The 18,755-nt window shown below is 68.6% G+C and carries 17 protein-coding genes; 3 read left to right on the top strand and 14 right to left on the bottom strand.

Annotation, left to right across the window (positions count from 1 at the left end; all coding sequences use genetic code 11):
• Window positions 1-90: 90 nt before the first annotated feature.
• The 6 genes from EV670_RS06155 to EV670_RS06130 all read right to left on the bottom strand — a co-directional run bounded on the left by EV670_RS06155 (window position 91) and on the right by EV670_RS06130 (window position 7,729).
• Window positions 91-4,383, bottom strand: coding sequence for a pilus assembly protein (locus EV670_RS06155; RefSeq protein ID WP_130430978.1), 4,293 nt, complete (start codon window positions 4,381-4,383; stop codon window positions 91-93).
• Between the two features lie 79 nt (window positions 4,384-4,462).
• Window positions 4,463-5,101: a pilus assembly PilX family protein gene (locus EV670_RS06150; RefSeq protein ID WP_130430977.1), complete on the bottom strand. Its 639-nt coding sequence runs from the start codon at window positions 5,099-5,101 to the stop codon at window positions 4,463-4,465.
• Window positions 5,095-6,210 (bottom strand): PilW family protein, encoded by a 1,116-nt coding sequence (locus EV670_RS06145; RefSeq protein WP_165393255.1) that lies wholly within the window; start codon window positions 6,208-6,210, stop codon window positions 5,095-5,097. Before EV670_RS06145 ends, EV670_RS06150 begins: the two co-directional genes overlap by 7 nt.
• A gap of 10 nt (window positions 6,211-6,220) precedes the next feature.
• The gene (gene pilV, locus EV670_RS06140) at window positions 6,221-6,688 is read right to left on the bottom strand and encodes a type IV pilus modification protein PilV (protein WP_130430976.1); all 468 of its coding nucleotides are present in this window, start codon (window positions 6,686-6,688) and stop codon (window positions 6,221-6,223) included.
• A 1-nt stretch (window position 6,689) separates the two neighbouring features.
• Window positions 6,690-7,301, bottom strand: a complete 612-nt coding sequence (locus EV670_RS06135; RefSeq protein ID WP_130431675.1) for a GspH/FimT family pseudopilin — start codon at window positions 7,299-7,301, stop codon at window positions 6,690-6,692.
• On the bottom strand, window positions 7,295-7,729 hold the full coding sequence (locus EV670_RS06130; RefSeq protein ID WP_130431674.1) for a type IV pilin protein: 435 nt from the start codon (window positions 7,727-7,729) through the stop codon (window positions 7,295-7,297). The genes EV670_RS06135 and EV670_RS06130 overlap by 7 nt, the downstream gene beginning before the upstream one ends.
• 186 nt (window positions 7,730-7,915) lie before the next feature.
• On the opposite strand from EV670_RS06130, the gene EV670_RS06125 reads away from it, so the two are divergent.
• On the top strand, window positions 7,916-9,034 hold the full coding sequence (locus tag EV670_RS06125; RefSeq protein ID WP_130430975.1) for a sterol desaturase family protein: 1,119 nt from the start codon (window positions 7,916-7,918) through the stop codon (window positions 9,032-9,034).
• Here the strand turns inward: EV670_RS06125 and ruvB are convergent.
• On the bottom strand, window positions 8,993-10,069 hold the full coding sequence (ruvB, locus tag EV670_RS06120; RefSeq protein ID WP_130430974.1) for a Holliday junction branch migration DNA helicase RuvB: 1,077 nt from the start codon (window positions 10,067-10,069) through the stop codon (window positions 8,993-8,995). The genes EV670_RS06125 and ruvB overlap by 42 nt on opposite strands.
• Window positions 10,070-10,106: 37 nt before the next feature.
• Between ruvB and EV670_RS06115 the strand changes: the two genes are divergently transcribed.
• Window positions 10,107-10,790, top strand: coding sequence for a phosphoribosyltransferase (locus EV670_RS06115; RefSeq protein WP_242616864.1), 684 nt, complete (start codon window positions 10,107-10,109; stop codon window positions 10,788-10,790).
• Between the two features lie 84 nt (window positions 10,791-10,874).
• Entirely contained in the window at window positions 10,875-11,141 is a 267-nt protein-coding gene (locus tag EV670_RS06110; RefSeq protein ID WP_130430973.1) for a hypothetical protein, read from the top strand.
• Between the two features lie 77 nt (window positions 11,142-11,218).
• Here EV670_RS06110 and EV670_RS06105 read toward each other — a convergent pair whose 3' ends face one another.
• From EV670_RS06105 to EV670_RS06075, 7 genes are all read right to left on the bottom strand, one after another.
• Window positions 11,219-12,049, bottom strand: coding sequence for an SDR family oxidoreductase (locus tag EV670_RS06105; protein WP_130430972.1), 831 nt, complete (start codon window positions 12,047-12,049; stop codon window positions 11,219-11,221).
• A gap of 23 nt (window positions 12,050-12,072) precedes the next feature.
• Window positions 12,073-12,816, bottom strand: coding sequence for an SGNH/GDSL hydrolase family protein (locus EV670_RS06100; RefSeq protein WP_130430971.1), 744 nt, complete (start codon window positions 12,814-12,816; stop codon window positions 12,073-12,075).
• A gap of 23 nt (window positions 12,817-12,839) precedes the next feature.
• Window positions 12,840-13,601 (bottom strand): enoyl-CoA hydratase, encoded by a 762-nt coding sequence (locus tag EV670_RS06095; protein ID WP_130430970.1) that lies wholly within the window; start codon window positions 13,599-13,601, stop codon window positions 12,840-12,842.
• A gap of 36 nt (window positions 13,602-13,637) precedes the next feature.
• On the bottom strand, window positions 13,638-14,498 hold the full coding sequence (locus EV670_RS06090) for an alpha/beta hydrolase family protein (protein WP_130430969.1): 861 nt from the start codon (window positions 14,496-14,498) through the stop codon (window positions 13,638-13,640).
• 13 nt (window positions 14,499-14,511) lie between these two features.
• Window positions 14,512-15,051 (bottom strand): DUF1569 domain-containing protein, encoded by a 540-nt coding sequence (locus EV670_RS06085; RefSeq protein WP_130430968.1) that lies wholly within the window; start codon window positions 15,049-15,051, stop codon window positions 14,512-14,514.
• Window positions 15,052-15,132: 81 nt separating this feature from the next.
• Window positions 15,133-16,332 (bottom strand): acetyl-CoA C-acyltransferase, encoded by a 1,200-nt coding sequence (locus EV670_RS06080; RefSeq protein WP_130430967.1) that lies wholly within the window; start codon window positions 16,330-16,332, stop codon window positions 15,133-15,135.
• Window positions 16,333-16,355: 23 nt separating this feature from the next.
• The gene (locus EV670_RS06075) at window positions 16,356-18,740 is read right to left on the bottom strand and encodes a 3-hydroxyacyl-CoA dehydrogenase/enoyl-CoA hydratase family protein (RefSeq protein WP_130430966.1); all 2,385 of its coding nucleotides are present in this window, start codon (window positions 18,738-18,740) and stop codon (window positions 16,356-16,358) included.
• Window positions 18,741-18,755 lie beyond the last annotated feature (15 nt).

Here is an 18,755-nt window from a genome sequence, read left to right as displayed (position 1 = left end):
CGCGACCCCGGGGTCGCGTCAAAGAAGAAGAGGGGCCCGCGGGCCCCTCTTTCGATGCGAGCGCCGGGTCAGCCGGCGCCTTGACTCAGGTCATTGCTCGGTGGCCAGCTCGCGCCACGAGATCCGGCGCGTGGCACCGGTGCTGGAGCGCGTCTGCACGCCATCGTTGAAGGTGGTGGCGTCTCCCTTGCTCGTGTTGCCGACCGGCTTGCCATCTTCGGTGTAGACGATGGAGGTGCCGTTGGCCAGCGAGTTGCCGATGTACTCGCTGACGACGCCCGACGCGATCGGTCCACCGGTGCGGTAGTCGAAGTAGTTGATGTAGCTCGAACCGCCAGCCGTGCACACCGTCGCGTTCGGGATGTTGCTCGTCACGACCAGCGTGCCGAGCACCAGCAGCGGGTCGTTGGTGGCCCGCTCGCGGCTGATGGGCAGGTCCACGTACCAACCCGCGTTGGTGGCGAGGTTGACCGGGTTCGCGGTCCCGGTACGCACCGTCTGGCCGGGACGGCATGACGGCGCACCGGTCGGGCAGGTCGTGTCAGCGGACAGGACCTGCTCGACGAAGGCCGCATTCAGCCGCGGATCGCCGTGGTCGACCGTGCCCAGGCTGTCCTTGATGGCGTAGATCGTCTGCTGGCTGCCGTCGGTCAGGTCGGTCGCGCCGAGGTAGCGGCCGGTTCCGATGTAGATCATGGCGGTGCCGGCGATCTGGGCCAGTTCGGGCCGGGCCGTGATCGGCTGTGCGTTGAGACTGTCGCCCCTGAGGGTCGCGAGACGCTGGGCATCGTAGCCGGCCGCGCCGATGTCGCCGTTGATGTCGAAGCGCCAGAGGTTGCCCAGGTTGTCGCCGCCGTAGACGCGCAGCGCGGTGTTGTCGATGAAACCGTTGTCGACCCAGGCCCGGATCTGGGCCATGCCGCTCGGCGTGGCGACCGTGCCGACGCCCGTGTCGATGCTGCGGATCACGGTGCCGTCGGCGGCGTTCAGCACGAACAGGCGGCCGCGGCCGTCGCCGCCGCCAACGTTGTTGTTGTAGCCCGAGGCGACAAGCACCACCCAGGTGCCGTCCTTGAGCTTGGCGATCTCCGGCTTGCCGAAGGTGAGGCCGAGGTTGGCATCGCTGAACTGCCACAGCGCCTTCGGGTTGGCCGGATCGGTGACGTCGAGCGCGTAGTAGGCGCGTCCTCCGGCACCGAGGCCACCCACCAGCAGCGTGCGCCAGACCCCGCCGATCTTGACGTCGCCGGCGACCGGCGAACTGTCGACGTAGTACTGGTGCTTGGCGGCGTAGTTCTTGTCGGCCAGCTTGTAGAGATTGGGCAGCACCGCGCTCGGCACGAAGGCCCACATCTCGTCGCCGGTCACGGCGTTGAGCGCGTGCAGCATGCCGTCGTTGGCGCCGACGTAGACCATCGCCTGGCGCGTGGCCATCGCCGTCTGGTGCGCCGCGTAGCCGGCGTCGGCGTAGTTCAGCAGCGGCTTCTTCACGTAGATCGCCTCCGAATGCACGATGTCGCCCAGCAGGTGGACGCGGCTCCGGAAATACTTGCTGACGTCGGCCGACGAGCCCTCGTCGCTGCGGTTGCCGCGCAGGAAGCTCACCAGCTTGGCGCCCGCGGCGTCGGCCTGCGACGTGCTGCTGAGGCAGGTCGGCCCAACCAGGCAGAACTGGCTCAGGGCACCGCTGGTCGTCATGTGCGCGGTCTCGAAGTAGGCCTGCTCGGCGGCGGTGAGTGCGGTCCAGGCAAAGGACTTGAGGCCGGTCGCGGAACCCGCGTCGAAGGTGTAGATCGTGCGCGAGCCGTTGGCGTCGAGCCGATCGCGCGCCGACCAGTCCGAGCCGGTAGTCAGGATCTGGCCGGTTCGGGGGTCGAGGGTCTGACCGCGCACGTCGCCGGTCCACTCGACCGTCTCGTAGCTGGACAGGAACACGAAGTTGTCACCCGCCGAGATGTTCGGGTTGCTGGTCGTCGCCGCCGCGGCGCTGCCCTTCTGCGAGTCGATCGCTGCCAGCGCGCTCGACAGGCCGGTGTAGAGCCCGATCGGATCGCTGGCGCTGAAGTAACTGCCGCGACCGTTGACGGCGGCGTGCCAGAGGTCGTCGATGTTGGTCTGCGAGTCGCTAGCCGGCACCGACCAGTTGCAGGTGCCGCTGGCCTGCCACGTGCAGATGCCGTTGGCGGCATCGGCGTCGTGGGCGCTCTTGATGTTGAAGAAGTCGCCCGAGCCCGCGGTCCGGTAGTCGGGCTGGAACTGCATGTAGCCCGAGATGCCCAGGCCCAGCGTGAAGGTTGTCATGTGCTGGTGTTGCGCGACGTCGTCGCCGCCGGTCGGCACGTTGTTTTGGCACAGGTCGGTGCCGCTGCCCGAGGTGCAGTTGCTGGTGCGCAGGTCGGTGTTGTAGTAGTAGGCCGCCACGTCGGCCAGCGTGTCCGAGGTATTGGTGCCATCGAGCAGGGGGCGCGACAGGCTGCCGTCCTGGTTGCCGATGGCCGTCGTACCGTCGAGCTGGGTCCCGCCGGCGCCATTCCAGTAACCGTCGGTCGACAGGATCGTGAAGTTCTGCTGGCAGGAATACTGCATCGGATCCCTGACGGTCGAGCCGTTCAGGGATGAGCCGTTCAGCGCGCCACCGTAGAGGCGGCCAACCGTGGAGAGTGCCTGGCGCAACGGGGTCGAGTTTCTCGGCTCGGCTGCCACCAGCTTGCTGAACCAGTCCGACTTCTGCGTGCCGGTGTAGGTGCCGAGGTTGAGGAAGTCGCTGCCGGTGGAGTTGTTGATGCTCATGTAGCCGAGCCGGTACTGGTCGGACACCGTCGCGAAGGCCAGGCCGGCCGAGGACTTCATCGACTGCATGCGCGAGTGGTAGTAGGTCCACCAGTTCGCGAAGTTGGTCATCTCCTCGGCATAGGTGCAGGTGGTGCCGGCGCAGTCGGAGCGGCCGGCAGCCTTCGGGTAGCTGGTGGTGCCGGGCACGATGTCAACGCGCGTAAAGCTGCCGGGGAAGCTGCCGCCGGTGGCGGGCGTGCCCGTCGTCGCGGATGTGTAGCCGTCGAACAGCGGCGTCGGCGGAGTCGTCGTGTAGGTGCACGAGGCGTGCGAAGCACTGCTGCGCGTCAGCGCGATCCCGGTCCTGAGGTTGCCGGCCGAGATCGGTGCCGTGATCACGAGCTGGCCGTCGCTCGGATTCGTCGCGGAGTAGCCCGTGGTTGCCGTGTTGGCGTTGATGCCGTCGCGCAGCGCCTCGGCCAGGTTGTCGGCGGTGCGCTCGGTGCTGGTCGCGGTGCCGCCGAGCAGGTCGACGCCGTTGACCACGGCCTGCGAGAAGCCGACCCGGCGCCCGTTGGTGCCGCTGGTGCAGCCGTTCAGGGCGAAGGTGAAGGACATCGTGGCCGCGACGGCTGGCGTGCCCGGCGTTCCCGCCGTGCCCGGCGAACTGAACTTGGTCGGGTAGCGGGCATGCGAATAGGTCGCGGTCCGGATCGCCTGGCAACTGCCGGTGGTCGGCGTTATCGCGCGCGAATTGGCGTCGCTGTTGCACCAGCGCACCGGCGCCGGGTAGGTGTAGGAGCCGCCGCTGGTGGCCTGGCAGTCGCGCAGTTTCGGGCTATTGCACCACTCGGCCGTGTTGATGAGGTAGTAGTGCGGACCGAAGGAACGGGCCTCGGTGGTCGCCGCGTCCGGTTGGCCGATGGCGATGTTGCCGCTGCCGGTGGCGGTCACGGCGCGAAAGGTCGTGTAGGCCTTGCCGTTGACGGTGCCGGGCAGCACGTAGTTGCCGTTGCGCAGGCAGTCGGTGTACGCGCTGCTCGTGCACCACTCGGTATCCGGGAACTGCGTCAGCAGGTTGATCGAGTTGGTGTTCTGGATGTTGTAGGCGTCGTTCTTGACCAGCGTCCAGGCCACGGTATTGGCCGAGTTCTGGGCCGGCCACGAACTCAGGTCGGCCTTCAGCGGCGGCCGGTAGGTCACGGCCGGGTTGTAGTAGAGACCGTTGAAGCTGCTGCTGAGGAAGGGCGCATGACCGCGCCACTCGCCGAAGGGCGCGGCACCGCGCCAGCAGGAGTTGCTGCCGCTGTTGTTGTTGCTGGCGTTCTGGCAGCAGGCGCGATTGAAGTTGCCGTTCGTGGTGCCGGACACGGCGCCCGAGGCCCGGCAGAAGCCCTCGTTGACGTAGTCCGGCATGTAGTCCCAGTCCATCGACCCCGAGTCGTCGAGGACGAACATCAGGTTCGGCAGCACCGTCGACGGAGAAGACGTGACCAGCGGCGCGGCGGCGATGTCGGTGCTCGCCGCATGGGCGCCGGCGGCCGCCAGCAGCAGCATCGGCAACAGCCAGCGGCGCAGCCGCGCGATCGGTTGGGTGGTCTTCTTGTTCATGCTGGGCACTCCCTCGTTGGCACCGGGCTCGACGTCGCCTTGCAGGCGCGCACGGCTCTTGGCTGTTCTGTCGGGCATATCAGATGGAAACCACGGCCTGCACGAAGCTGACCGTGTTGCGTGGTCCGACGACACGCACCGAGATGCGGTAGTACTGCGGCGGCGGGATGTTCGGCGGCGGCGTGCCGCCGGTCTTGCTGATCAGGTCGCGGTTGGCGGAGACCGCGGTCGGCGAGGCCTCGCAACTGATGCCGAGCGCCGCGTCGGTGGGGTCGCCGGCGCCGGTGCACAGGCGCTGGATGGCGTAGGACACCGTGTTGCCGGCCACGGGCGCCGCCAGCGTGGTCACACGCCTGGCCGGGTCGAGCACGGTGGTCCAGAAGTCGTTCCACGACTGGCCGGCGGCCGGGTCCTGGCGGGACGCCGCATAGCCGACCGGGTTGCCACCGCCGACGTCGATGTTCTGGTGCAGGGTGGCGCCGGCGTTGTTCTCGAGCCAGACGACCGCCGCTTCGATGCCGAGGTCCGCCGCCTGCGTTGCCGCCTGCTGGAAGGCCAGGTTGCCGGCGATCCGATTGCTGGTGTAGACCGAGCGCATCAGGCCGATGCCGGCCAGCGTCATCGCGACCAGCACGATGAGTGCGATGAACAGCACGATGCCCTGCTGCCGCGCGCGGCGCGGCGCCCGCAGGCGCGAGGGTTGTCTGGTACTCAGCATCCTGACTGCACTCCTTGCCAAGCCATGTTGCGCAGCGGCACCGTGGTTTCGAAGGTCTTGTAGCGGTAGCGCTTCCAGTTCGCGATCGCGCTCAGGTCGATCGGGTCGTCGGCCTGGCCGGCCCAGGCCGGAGCCGGTGCCGTGCCGGCGCCGCCGTCGGTCACGTCGGTCTTCTCGAACTGGCCGCTGCGAGTCACCAGGGCAACTCGCAGCGCTGGAACGCGAGCCGCCTGGCAGGCCGTGGTGAGGCCGGCAACCGCGGCCGGCACGCTCTGCGAGTAGGTGTCGACGGAGCCGTCGCCCGGTGCCGCCGTAGTGTCCCAACCGTACTGGGCCCGCAGCCCGACGATGCCGTCGCCGACGGGGACCCAGATGCTCCTGTCGGCCAGCGTCCCAGCGGAAGCGTCGCTGCAGTTGTTGATCGCCCCGTCGCAGACGGTCAGGCTGCCGTCCCGGACCGCGTAGGCCAGGATGCGCGGGCTCGGGCCGAGATTGAAAAGCACGCCGTTGGCCATGTTCGCCACGCCCACGGCGACATTCACGTTCGGCGAGGGAACGGTGACGGCGGTCTCGATGCCCACGTTGCAGGGTGTCGGGCGCGGCGTGGCATTGAGGGTGCTGCTCAGCGCGATCAGCCGGTCGCCAACGGCAACGGCGCCCGGCGACACGACGCGATAGGTCGTCGCGGCGGGCTGGGCCGCGACCAGGTCACCCTCCGACGAGCCGCCGCCATTGCCATAGGCGACCAGGAAGGTGTCGGATCCGGCATCGCCGGCGGGGATGTCGGCATGGTTGATGGTCACCGGTGCCAGGGCATTGAGGGTCCACGAGGCCGGGGCCGGCAGCGCCAGGTTGCATCCGAGCAGCTTGACGGAACTGAGGCCGTAGCCGGCCTGGCGGATATCGCGCTGCAACATCAGCAATGCGATCGATCCGGTGTTCTGGGCGTCGTCGCCACCGGTGGTGGTGCGCTTGGAGCCTTCAGACAGTGCGAACACCTGCATCACGACGAGGATCGACACCATGCCGATCACGAGGGCGACCATCAACTCGACCAGGCTGAAACCGCCCATGCGGGCGGCGCCAGAACTGAAGTGCGTTTTTCTCAAGCCGCTGCTCCTACTTGATCTGGGTCACAACCGTCAGGTTGTGAGGCGGGTCGGCCACGGGCTCGGTCGGCGCCTTCCATGAGAGGGTCAGCGTCACCCGGCTGCTCGGCGTGCCGGCGGCGCCGCCCCCCGCGACCGACTCCACCGTCACCACCGGCGGCGTCGCCGCGGAACCCGGCAGCGCCGCCTGCACCGCAGGCAGCCACGCGGTGTAGGCCGCACCCGGTCCGGCGCTGTCGAACTGTGCGTCGATGGTGGCGAAGCTGCGGTCGGTCACCCACATCCGGCTGATGAGATCGTTGGCGAGCAGCGTCGCGTCGGCTCGGTACTTGGCCTGCGTCGATTCCTTGATCGACGCCACCTGCAGGCCGACGAGCGAGAGCACGCCGATCGCGAAGATCAGGATCGCGACCAGCACTTCGAGCAGCATGAAGCCCGACTGCGGGCGGCGGCGGGGTCGGGAGGAGGTTTTCTTCATGTCAGCACGCCTGGGGCTCGCCAGCAGGGAAGGTCGGGTTGCACATGCGCACCTGGCCGGCCGGCGACACGACGATCCGCAGGCAGGTCATCGGGCCGCCCACCGCTGCGCAGGAGCCGGCACCGGGGTTGGTGATGTTGATGACCACGTCGCCTGCGGGCGCCGGCGTCGGTCGGCCGAGGCCGTTGAACGCGATGCTCGATGCGCCGGCGGCAACCGTGATGTTTCCGGAGCCCTCGGCGCCAGCGCGCTTCTGGATGATGAAGGGCGCGACGGTGTCGCTGGGCGCCGATGCGCACAGTCCGGCGACCTCGCCGACGTTGGCGTTGGGATCGAGGTTGACGACCCAGTTCCGGCCCGCGGTGCTGAGCGCGCAGCTGTTGTCCAGCGTGTCGGTCAGCTGGAAACGCACGCGCGCGTTGCGCGTCACGGCCTCGCTCTTGGCGAACTGCAGTCCGGCCAGGATGGCTTCCGAGGTGGTGCGGATGCGGCTGTTCTGCAGCCAGCCCGAGAAGCTCGGCGCGCCGAGCATCAGCAGCAGCCCGAGGATGGTCATCGTGACGATCACCTCGACCAGGGTCATGCCGCGCTGGGCATGGCGCCGCATCAGCATGTGCCGCCCTTCTTGGTGACCCAGCAGTTGTTGGGGCTGTGCTGTGTCCAGCCGGTGGGCACCGCGGCCGTCGCGCGGCCGTTCGCCTGATCGACGGTGTAGGTGAAGCCGGTCATCGAGCCCTTGCCGACCGCCTGCAGCGTGTAGGCCGTCGCGGTCGCGGCGGCGGAGCACGAGAAGTCGAAGTGCGTGCTGGCGGTCGTGTCGGCGGTGCAGGCGGGAGCGCCGACATAGGTTCGGTTGTCCTGGAAGTACTGTTCCATCCGGACCTGCAGCGAAGCCAGGCGCGACGTGGCCTCGGGAATGCGGCCGCGGGTGAGGTAGTCCCGATACGAAGGCAGCGCGATCGTCGCTAGGATGCCGATGATCGCCACCACGATCATCACTTCGACCAGCGTGAAACCGCTGTGCACCGTCTTCTTGCTCATGTTCTCTGCTTCCTCGACATCGACCGGCCCCTTGAGGCGGATTCCCAAGTTCAGTATCTGCGCAGGCCGCAACGGCTCGCGTGAAGCTTGTCACGCCGAAGCGACGCCACCGCGCTCCATCCCGACGAAGGGAACGCCGCGGCTGACGAACGGCACGCCCACCACACAGTCGCAGGAGCTTCGTTCGTGACATCGGCCCAGATCATCGTGTTGGCCACGCCAGTCTTCCTGGCGCTGATCGCGCTCGAGTGGTGGGTCGGTCGCCGGCGCGGGCGCGACACCTACCGGCTCAGCGACGCGCTCTCCAGCATCGGCCTGGGCATCGGCAGCCAGATCGTCGGCGTCTTCGGCGGCGCGCTGATGCTGGCGATCTACGTGCTGGCGCACCGGCACCTGGCGCTGTTCGAGCTCAGCGCCTCGCATTGGTGGGTCTGGGTCGCCGGCCTCGTGCTCTACGACCTCTGCTACTACTGGCATCACCGGCTCGGCCACACGGTGGCGCTGTTCTGGGCCGCGCACGTGGTGCACCACCAGAGCGAGGACTACAACCTCAGCACCGCGCTGCGCCAGACCGGCAGTGGCTGGATCGGCGGCTGGCTGTTCTACCTGCCGATGGCGATCCTCGGCTTCCCGCCGCTGGTCTACGCGATCGTTGCGCTGATCGACCTGCTGTACCAGTACTGGGTCCATACCCAGCAGATCGGCAAGCTCGGCTGGTTCGACCGCTGGTTCTGCGCGCCGAGCAACCACCGCGTGCATCACGCAGTCAACGATCGCTACCTCGATCGCAACTACGGCGGCATCTTCCTCGTGTGGGATCGCCTCTTCGGCAGCTTCGAGCCCGAGCACGACGACGAGCCCTGCGTCTACGGCACCCGCTCGCCGCTGCGCAGCTGGAACCCGCTGTGGGCCAACCTCGAGGTGTACGCGGCGCTGGCGCACGACAGCTGGCATGCGCGATCCTGGGCCGACAAGCTGCGGGTCTGGTTCAAGCCGCCCGGCTGGCGCCCGGCCGACGTCGCGGCGCGCTTCCCGAAGCCGGCCTTCGACCTGGCGCGCGCCCGCGATGAACGCTTCGACCCGCAACTGACGCGTGCGACGCAGCGCAACGCGGCGCTGCTGTTCCTGGCGCTGCTCGGCGCGACCTCGCTCTACCTGTGGTTCGTCCACACCCTGCCGCTGGCACTGCAGGTCGGCGGCGGCGCGCTGATCATTGCCGGCTTGTGCGCGGTGGGCGCGTTGTGCACGCCGCGCCGTGCCGCGCTAGCTGCTGCTGCCGAACAGGTCGACGCCGGCGTTGCGTGAGGGCGGCGTGAGCCCCAGGTGCCGATACGCGGCCAGGGTCGCGATGCGCCCGCGCGGCGTGCGCTGCAGGTAGCCCTGCTGGATGAGATAGGGCTCGATCACGTCCTCGATCGTGCCGCTTTCCTCGCCGATCGCCGCGGCCACGTTGTCTAGGCCGACCGGGCCGCCGTCGAAGCGGTGGATCACCGCCTCCAGCAACTTGCGGTCCATCACGTCGAAGCCCTGCGGGTCGACGTCGAGCATCTTGAGCGCGAGGTCGGCGACGCCTGCATCGATGCGGCCGTTGCCCTTGACCTCGGCGTAGTCGCGCACCCGGCGCAACAGCCGGTTGGCGATGCGCGGCGTGCCGCGCGAGCGACGCGCGATCTCGAGCGCGCCCTGGGCGTCGGCATGCACCTTGAGCAGTCCGGCCGAGCGGGTCACGATGCGCGCCAGTTCCTCGACCGTGTAGAACTCGAGCCGGGCCACGATGCCGAAGCGGTCGCGCAGCGGGTTGGTCAGCATGCCGGCGCGGGTGGTGGCGCCGACCAGCGTGAAGGGCTGCAGCTCGAGCTTGATCGAGCGCGCCGCCGGGCCCTCGCCGATCATGATGTCGATCTGGTAGTCCTCGAGCGCCGGATACAGGATCTCCTCGACCACCGGGCTCAGCCGGTGGATCTCGTCGATGAAGAGCACGTCGTTCTTCTCGAGGTTGGTCAGGATCGCGGCCAGGTCCTTGGGCTTCTCGAGCACCGGGCCCGAGGTCTGGCGCAGGTTGACGCCAAGCTCGGCGGCAATGATGTGGGAGAGCGTGGTCTTGCCCAGCCCCGGCGGGCCGAACAGCAGCACGTGGTCGAGCGCCTCGCTGCGCTTCTTGGCCGCGCCGATGAAGATCTCGAGCTGCTCGCGCGCCTTGGCCTGGCCGACATACTCCGCCAAGCCCTTGGGCCGCAGTGCGCGCTCGATCGCCTCCTCGTTGGGCGAGGCGGGTGCCGCGCTGACCACGCGCCTGGCCAGCGCCGGGCCGGGCGCGAAATCGTCGGTCTGGATGCTCATGGCGTGATTGTGCGGGAGCGGCCACGGGACAAGAATCGTGATTGCCTTGATCGACTCACCGCCCGGTTCCCCCACGCCGCTGCCCCTGCCGGACCGCGCCTGGGCCGGGCGCGCGCTGGCGCGGCGCCTCGCCTCGCTCGGCCCCGACACGCTGGTGCTGGCCCTGCCGCGCGGTGGCGTGCCGGTGGCGGCCGAGATCGCGAGGATGCTCGGCGCCAAGCTTGAACTGCTGCTGGTGCGCAAGATCGGCGTGGCCTGGCAGCCCGAGCTGGCCTACGCCGCGCTGGTCGACGGCAACCCGCCGGAACTGGTGCTCAACGCCGAACTGGCCGCCGAACTGCCGGCCGACCGCGCCTGGCTCGAGGCAGCGGTGGCCGAGCAGCGGGCCGAACTCGAGCGCCGCCGGGCACGCTATCTGGGCGGTCGCCCGGCGCCGTCGGTCGCAGGCCGCAAGGTGGTGGTCGTCGATGACGGCCTGGCCACCGGCACCACGATGCGCGCGGCCCTGCAGGCCCTGCGCCGGCAAGGCCCGGCGCGCTTGGTGCTGGCGGTGCCGGTGGCGCCGGCGTCGACGCTCGCCGCACTGGCACCGCTGGCCGACGCGGTGTGCTGCCTCGCCTCGCCCGAACCCTTCCATGCGATCGGCTTTCACTACGCCGATTTCCACCAGCTCGACGACGAGGAGGTCGACGCCGCGCTGCGTCGAGCCGGCAGGCCATGAGGGGCACGGCTGGCTCCGGGTCGATCGGCGCGGGTGGGCGCTTACATTCTGTAGCGAAATTCTGGCCTGGAAATCCGGGCCGACGTGAACGATGTCATCCAGATCGCGACATCACACGTTGAACCCGAAGCTGCCGAGGTGGGCAGCAATCGAGGCCACCCCGTGGACCGGAACATGCAGAAGTCAGCCAGCGCCCCCAGAAGTCAGGCCAAGCGGCCCCCGCAGCGCCTGGAGCCCATGCCCGAAAAGGGCGCCAAGTTCGAGCCGTTCTACATCGCCGGCTTCGCCAGCCTCGCGTTCGGCGACGGGCGCATCCCCCCGCTCGACCGCCGCTTCGACCACAAGCGCTGAAGTGCCGCGGCTCCAAACCCGACGGGGTTTGGACGGAACGAACGCCCCGAGCTCTGCGAGCAGGCTCCTGAGCGCACTCAATCCACAAAGAAGTCCGGGATGAAGTCCTTCGTCCCCGGCGTCACGCTGTACTTGTCGAGCTCGGTGACGCCATGCTGCGCCAGCAGCTCATCGTCGATGAAGAAGTTGCCGGTGGTCGTCTTCGGATCGCTGGTCAGGATCAGGTAGGCCGCGTCCGCCAGGATCTCCGGCGTGCGGCACTTGGCGATGTCGACGCCCGGAATCATCTGCAGCGCCGCGGTGGCGATCGCGGTGCGCGGCCACAGGCTGTTGACGCCGATCCCGTGCGGCTTGAACTCGGCCGCATGGCCCAGCGTGCACTCGCTCATGCCGTACTTGGCCATCGTGTAGGCCACGTGACCACGGAACCAGTGCGCCTTCATGCTCAGCGGCGGGCTCATGTTGAGCACATGCGGGTTGCGTCCGGCCTTGGCGCTCTTGATCAGTTCGGCCAGCGTGGCCTGGGTGCAGAGGTAGGTGCCGCGCACATTGACGCCGAACATCAGGTCGAAGCGCTTCATCGGCGTGGCTGGGGTCGGCGTCAGGCTGATCGCGCTGGCGTTGTTGACCAGGATGTCGATGCCGCCGAATCGCTCCACCGTCTGCCGCACCGCGTCGAGCACGCTGGCTTCCTCGCGGATGTCGCCGGCGATCGGCAGCGCCTGGCCGCCGGCGGCCTCGATCTCGGCCGCGGCGCTGAAGATCGTGCCCGGCAGCTTCGGGTTCGGGTCGGTGGTCTTGGCGATCAGCGCGATGTTGGCGCCGTCGGCCGCCGCGCGCTTGGCGATCGCCAGGCCGATGCCACGGCTGGCGCCGGTGATGAAGAGGGTCTTGCCCTTGAGGCTCATGCGCGTCTCCGGTTGAGTGTTGTTCAGTTCTTGTCGTCGAGCATCGGCAGCACGCGCTGCGCGATGTGTTCGGCCACCGCCTGACCGCAGACGCGGTAGACCGGCTCGCCGGGGTGAAAGCCGTCGGCTGCCATGACCTCGGGGCCGAGATGCATGTCGATCAGCGGGTGGCTGGCGTCGTGGCGATCCGCCGCCCAGCGCGCCACCGCCGCGTCCAGGCGGCGCGCGTCGCGACCGACCACCGCGCGCAACGGGTTCGGCAGCAGCGGGAACTCGTGCATCGGCGGCAGCGGCGTGAACACCACGTGGCGCACGCCGTGGCGCGCGCGCAGTCGCTCGAGCAGCGCCTGCCGGCCGAGCAGCGCGCGGTGCGGCGGGATCTGCTCGATGACGTCGTTGACGCCCAGCAGCACGATGGCCAGCGCGGCCCGCGTGCCGGGCGCCTCGGCGTCGAGGGTGTCGAGCAGCGACAGCGCATGGTCGGTCGAGATGCCGCTCCTGGCGGCGACGCGCCAGCGCAGATGTCGTCCGGTCAGTTGATGCAAGTTGCGCGTGAGGTGGCCGACGAAGGCGGCATCGAGGTGTGTCACGCCGACGCCGGCCGCCGACGAATCGCCAACGAAGAGCAGCGAGATCGGCTGTCCTTGGCCGCCTAACTCACCGTCTCGCGGGCCGGCCGCCTCGGGCAGCGGCACCGCGCGCTTGCGCGCCGCGCGGGCCTGCGCCAGCAGCACCGGCCCGAGGGCGATCTTGGCGAGCATCGTCATGGCCGTTGCTCCGCCCGCCGTGCTCAGAACCTGGAGAAGTCCGGCTTGCGCTTCTCGAAGAAGGCGGTGAAGGCCTCGCGCGCCTCTTCGCTGCGCAACTGCTTGCCAAAAACCTCGCCCTCGACCGCGACTGCTTCCAGGATCGCCGCGCGGTTGGCGCGCGTCATCAGCTTCTTGGTCTCGCGGATCGCGGTCGGCGGCAGCGCGTTGAAGCGCTCGGCGATGCGACGCGCATGCGGCAGCACCTCGGCCGCCGGCAGCACCGCGTTTGCGATGCCGAGCTCGACCGCCTCGGCGCCGGTCATCGGGTCGCCGAGCAGCAACTTCTCGGCCGCCTTGGCGCGGCCCATCAGCGCCGGCACCGTCAGGCTCGACGCGAACTCGGCGACCAGGCCGAGGCTGGTGAAGGGCATTGCAAGCCGCGCCTCGTCGGAGACATAGACGAAGTCGCAATGCAACAGCATCGTCGTGCCAATGCCGATCGCGGCACCGGTGACGGCGACGATCACCGGCTTGTCGCAGCCGACCAGCGACTGCATGAACTGGAACACCGGCGAGTCGGCGCCTTGCGGCGGCCGCTTCATGAAGTCCTCGAGGTCGTTGCCGCTGGTGAAGATGCCGGGCTGGCCGGTGATCAGGATCGCGCGCACCGAACTGTCGAGCTGCGCGTCGAGGATCGCGTCGCTCATCTGCTGGTACATCGCGCTGGTGATCGCGTTCTTCTTCTCGGGGCGGGCGATCTCGATGGTCGCCACGCCGTCGACGACGGCGGTCTTGATGCTCATGCTGAAAACTCCTGGAACGATGCGTGAAGTATGGCGTCAGGCGCCGATCCACTGCGGTACCTGCGGCCACAGCGAGTCTGAAAAGCGCGAACGGAAAAAGCCGAAATGGCCGATGCGCTTTTCACCGATGTCGTCCGGCGCGATGCGCCGCATCGTCTTGGGCGCTCCTGCGTAGAAGCCGTGCAGCGACTCGGTGTTGCGCTCGCTCATGAACTCGTCGTCGGTGAACGAGAGCACGAGGATCGGGTTGCGGATGCGCGCGTAGCGCTCGCGCCAGTCGGTGCCCGGCTCGCTCATCAGATAGTCGGGTGACAGGCACCAGCGGCGCCACTGCGCCATCACGCCGCGCGGCAGGTCGCCGACCTTGCGCAGCCGGCGGCCCGGAAAGTAGCCGGCCAGCGGCAGCGCCAGCGGCACGATGACGAACCAGAGCCACCAGACATAGCGGCGCAAGCCCGGCGCGTTCTCGCGCCAGTAGCCGCTGCCGGCGCCGACCGTGACCACGCGCGAAATGCGCTCGCGGCCCGGCACCAGGCCGAGGATCTGCGCGCCGAGGCTGTGGCCGAGCCAGTGGATCGGCGTCGTCGACGGCAGCTGCGCATCGAACCAGGCCAGCGCGGCGCCGGCGTCTCGTTCGGCCCAGGTCTGCACGTCGGCATCGAGGCCGCGCAGCGAGTGCTTCATCGCGGTCGGGCGCGAGGCACCCATGCCGCGGTAGTCGAAGCACAGCACCGCCACGCCCTGGTCGGCGAGCCAGGTGGCGAACTCGGCGTAGTAGCTCTGCGGCACGCCCATCGCGGGCGCGATCAGCAGGCCGGCGCGGGCGGTGCCCGGGTCGCCATGCAGGGTGCCCGACAGCTCGAAGCCATCGTCGGCCGAGAAGCGGATCGACTGCATCAAAGCTTGCCCCTCAGGCAGGACCGATCTCGGTCCAGTGGTTGGCCAGGTGCATCAGGTGGGCGCGGGTGTATTGCGCCTTGTCGAGCGCACCGTAGGCGAAATGCGGCGCGAGTGCGCCGGTATGGGCTTCGAAGCGGCGCAAGCTATCGAGGCAGCGCGCGGCGGCGGCCGGCAGCGCCGTCTGGGGATTCAGCTCGGGCGCGCCGGGAATGGGCTCGTCCAGCGCATGGCGCATCGCGCCACGGGCATCGAAGAAGGCGAACGCGGCGCGGCCGAGCGTGGCGCGGAACAACTCGGGCTTGAGCTCGGGGAAGCCGCTCATCGAGAACTCGATGCTCTGCGCGGCATGCGTGAGCACCTGGGCCAGGGTCCAGGCGCCACTGCTCTTGAGCCCGCCGGCGGAGGCTCGCTCGATGGCGGCCTGCGCCGAAGCCAGCGTCGGGAAGTCGCGCACGGCCTCGGCCGGCGCGCAGCCAGCCAGGCCGGTGAGCGGCAGCAGGGCGGCGACGCCAAGCAAGCGGCGCCGTTGGTACTGATGAAGTTGGCTCATGTCGGATCTGCAAGGAACACGGGCCGCCATGCATTGCTGCGCTGGCGGCCCGAACTGCTCATGCGCAGCGGCGTTGTCCGATCAGACGCGCTCGAAGATGCCGGCCGCACCCTGGCCGGTGCCGACGCACATCGTCACCATGCCGTACTTCAGCTTATGGCGCTGCAGCGCGTGGATCACGGTGGCGGCGCGGATCGCGCCGGTGGCGCCGAGCGGGTGGCCGAGCGCGATCGCGCCGCCCATCGGGTTGACCTTGGACGGGTCGAGACCGACGCTGTTGATCACCGCCAGCGACTGCGCGGCAAAGGCCTCGTTGAGTTCGATCCAGTCGATCTGGTCCTGCGTCAGCCCGGCGTACTTCAGCGCGGCCGGGATGGCCTCGATCGGGCCGATGCCCATGATCTCGGGCGGCACGCCGCGCGCGGCAAAGCTGACGAAGCGCGCCAGCGGCTTGAGGTCGTACTGCTTGATGGCCTTCTCGCTGGCCAGGATCAGCGCGCCGGCGCCGTCGCTGGTCTGCGAGCTGTTGCCGGCGGTCACGCTGCCCTTGGCGGCGAACACCGGCTTCAGGCGCGCGAGGCCTTCGAGCGAGGTGTCGGGGCGCGGGCCCTCGTCGAGCGAGACGGTGCGGGTCCTGATGCCTTGCTCGCCGGTCTCGAGATTCGGGAAGCGATCGACGACTTCGATCGGCGTCATCTCGTTCGTGAACTCGCCGGCCGCCTGGGCCTTGATGGCGCGCAGGTGCGACTCGAGCGCGAAGGCGTCCTGCGCCTCGCGACTGACCTTCCACTGCGCCGCGACCTTCTCCGCGGTCAGGCCCATGCCGTAGGCAATGCCGACGTTCTCATCCTTGGCAAAGACCTCGGGGTTGAACGAGGGCTTGTTGCCGCCCATCGGCACCAGGCTCATCGACTCGGCGCCGCCGGCGATCATCACGTCGGCCTCGCCGACGCGGATGCGGTCAGCAGCCATTTGAATGGCGGTCAGGCCCGAAGCGCAAAAGCGGTTGACCGTGACGCCGCCCACCGGTTTGGTAAACCCGGCCAGCGCCACCGCGATGCGCGCCATGTTCATGCCCTGCTCACCCTCGGGGAAGGAGCAGCCGATGATCGCGTCCTCGACCGCGCCGCGGTCGAGCGTCGGCACCTGCGCCATCGCGCTGCGGATCGCCGCGACCAGCAGGTCGTCGGGCCGGGTGTTCTTGAAGTAGCCGCGGCCCGAGCGGCCGATCGGGGTGCGGGTGGCGGCGACGATGTAGGCGTCTTGAATCTGCTTGCTCATGTATTTCTCCTGTCGCGGCCTGATCAGTTCCGAACCGGCTTGCCGGTCGACAACATGCCCATGATTCGCTCTTGCGTCTTGCCGTTTTCCAGCAGCGCGCAGAAATGCTTGCGCTCGAGCGCCATCAGGTACTCCTCGCTGACCAGCGAACCGGCGTCGACATCGCCGCCGCAGACCACGTCGGCGATCAGCGACGAGATGTGGAAGTCGTGCTGGCTGATGAAGCCGCCATCGCGCATGTTGGCGAGCTGGGCCTTGACGGTGGCGATGCCGTTGCGGCCGGCCACCGGAAACAGGCGCTTGACCGGCGCGCGATAGCCGCTGGCGGCCATCGCCTTGGCCTGCTCGATGGCAACGAACAGCAGCTCGTCCTTGTGCGGCACGATCACGTCGCTGTCGAGCACGTAGCCGAGCTTGCGGCTTTCCAGCGCGCTGGTGCCGACCTTGGCCATCGCGGCGTTGGTGAAGCCGTCCTTGACGAAGGCAAAGATGTCGGCATTCGCATTGCCGGCGCTCGCCATCTCGGCCGCGCGGCGCGCGATGTAGGCCAGGCCACCGCCGGCCGGCACCAGGCCGACGCCGACCTCGACCAGGCCGACATAGGTCTCCATCGCGACCACGCGCTTCGCGGAATACACCGACAGCTCGCAGCCACCGCCGAGCGCGATGCCGCGCATCGCCGAGACGACTGGCACGTTGGAGTAGCGCACGCGAAGGAAGGCGTCCTGCAGCTTCTTGACCTCGGGCGCGATGCCCTTCGCTCCGCTCTTCATGAACACCGGCATCAGCGCCTCGAGATTGGCGCCGGCCGAGAACACGTCGTCCGGCGACCAGATCACCAGACCCTGGTAGCCGGCCTCGGCGATGTCGAGTGCCTTGAGCAGGCCCTCGACGACGAGCGGGCTGATCAGGTGCAGCTTGGCGGTGATCGAGGCGATCACGACCTCGCCGTCTAGCGTCCAGACGCGGACCTCGTCGTTCTTGAACAGCTCGGTGCCGCTTTGCAGCGGGGCGACCGCGCCCGAGCCCAGCACGTTCTCGGGGAAGTGCTGGCGCTGGTAGACCTGCAGCGCGCTGCGTGGCACGTAGCGCTTCTGGCTTGGCGACCACGAGCCTTCGGCCGCGTGCACACCGGTGCGGCCATCGAAGACCCAGTCGGGCAGCGGTGCGCTGCTCAGTGCCTTGCCGGCGTCGATGTCTTCCTTGACCCAGGTTGCGACCTGCTGCCAGCCGGCCTCCTGCCAGAGCTCGAAGGGGCCTTGCTTGGCGCCGAAGCCCCAGCGCATCGCGAAGTCCACGTCGCGCGCGGAATCGGCAATGCTTTCCAGGTGCACCGCGGCGTAGTGGAAACCGTCGCGCAAGATCGCCCACAGGAATTGCGCCTGTGGGTTGCTCGACTCGCGCAGCAGCTTGAGGCGCTCGGCAACCGGCTTCTTGAGAATGCGATCGACGATCGGCTCGGCCTTGCCACCGGCGGGAACGTAGTCCTGCTTCGCCGGGTCCAGGCGCAGGATGTCCTTGCCGACCTTCTTGTAGAAGCCGGCGCCGGCCTTCTGGCCGAGCGCGCCAGCCTTGATCAGGCCGTCCAGCACCGCCGGCGTCGCGTAGCTGGCATAGAAGGGATCATCCTGCAGGTTGTCCTGCAGGGTCTTGATCACGTGGGCCATCGTGTCGAGGCCGACCACGTCCGCGGTGCGGAAGGTGCCCGAGCTGGCGCGGCCGAACTTCTTGCCGGTCAGGTCGTCGACCACGTCGTAGCTCAAGCCAAAGTTCTCGGCCTCCTTGATCGTCGCCAGCATGCCGGCGATGCCGACCCGGTTGGCGATGAAGTTCGGCGTGTCCTTGGCCCGCACCACGCTCTTGCCGAGGGTTGTGGTCACAAACGCTTCGAGGTGATCCAGCACCACCGGCTCGGTGGTCGGCGTCGCGATCAGCTCGACCAGCGCCATGTAGCGCGGCGGGTTGAAGAAGTGGATGCCGCAGAACTGCGGCTGGATCGAGGCCGGCAGCGCGGCCGCCAGCTTGGTGATCGACAGGCCCGAGGTATTCGAGGCCAGCAGCGCATGCGGCGCCACGTGCGGCGCGATCTTGGTGTAAAGATCGAGCTTCCAGTCCATGCGCTCGGCGATCGCCTCGATCACCAGGTCGCATTCGCCAAGCAGCGCGAGGTGCTCCTCGTAGTTGGCCGGCGTGATCAGCGCCGCGTCTTCGGCCACGCCGAGCGGGGCCGGCTTGAGCTTCTTGAGGTTGTCGATCGCCTTCAGCGCGATCGCGCTCTTCGGGCCTTCCTTGGCCGGCAGGTCGAACAGCACGACCGGCACCTTGCAGTTGACCAGGTGGGCCGCGATCTGTGCGCCCATCACGCCGGCGCCGAGCACGGCGACCTTGCGAACGTTGAATCGGTTCATCACTACTCTCTCCAG

It is taken from the genome of Rivibacter subsaxonicus (assembly GCF_004217215.1).
GTDB classification, from domain to species: domain Bacteria; phylum Pseudomonadota; class Gammaproteobacteria; order Burkholderiales; family Burkholderiaceae_C; genus Rivibacter; species Rivibacter subsaxonicus.
This window is presented reverse-complemented; position numbering and strand designations above follow the sequence as displayed.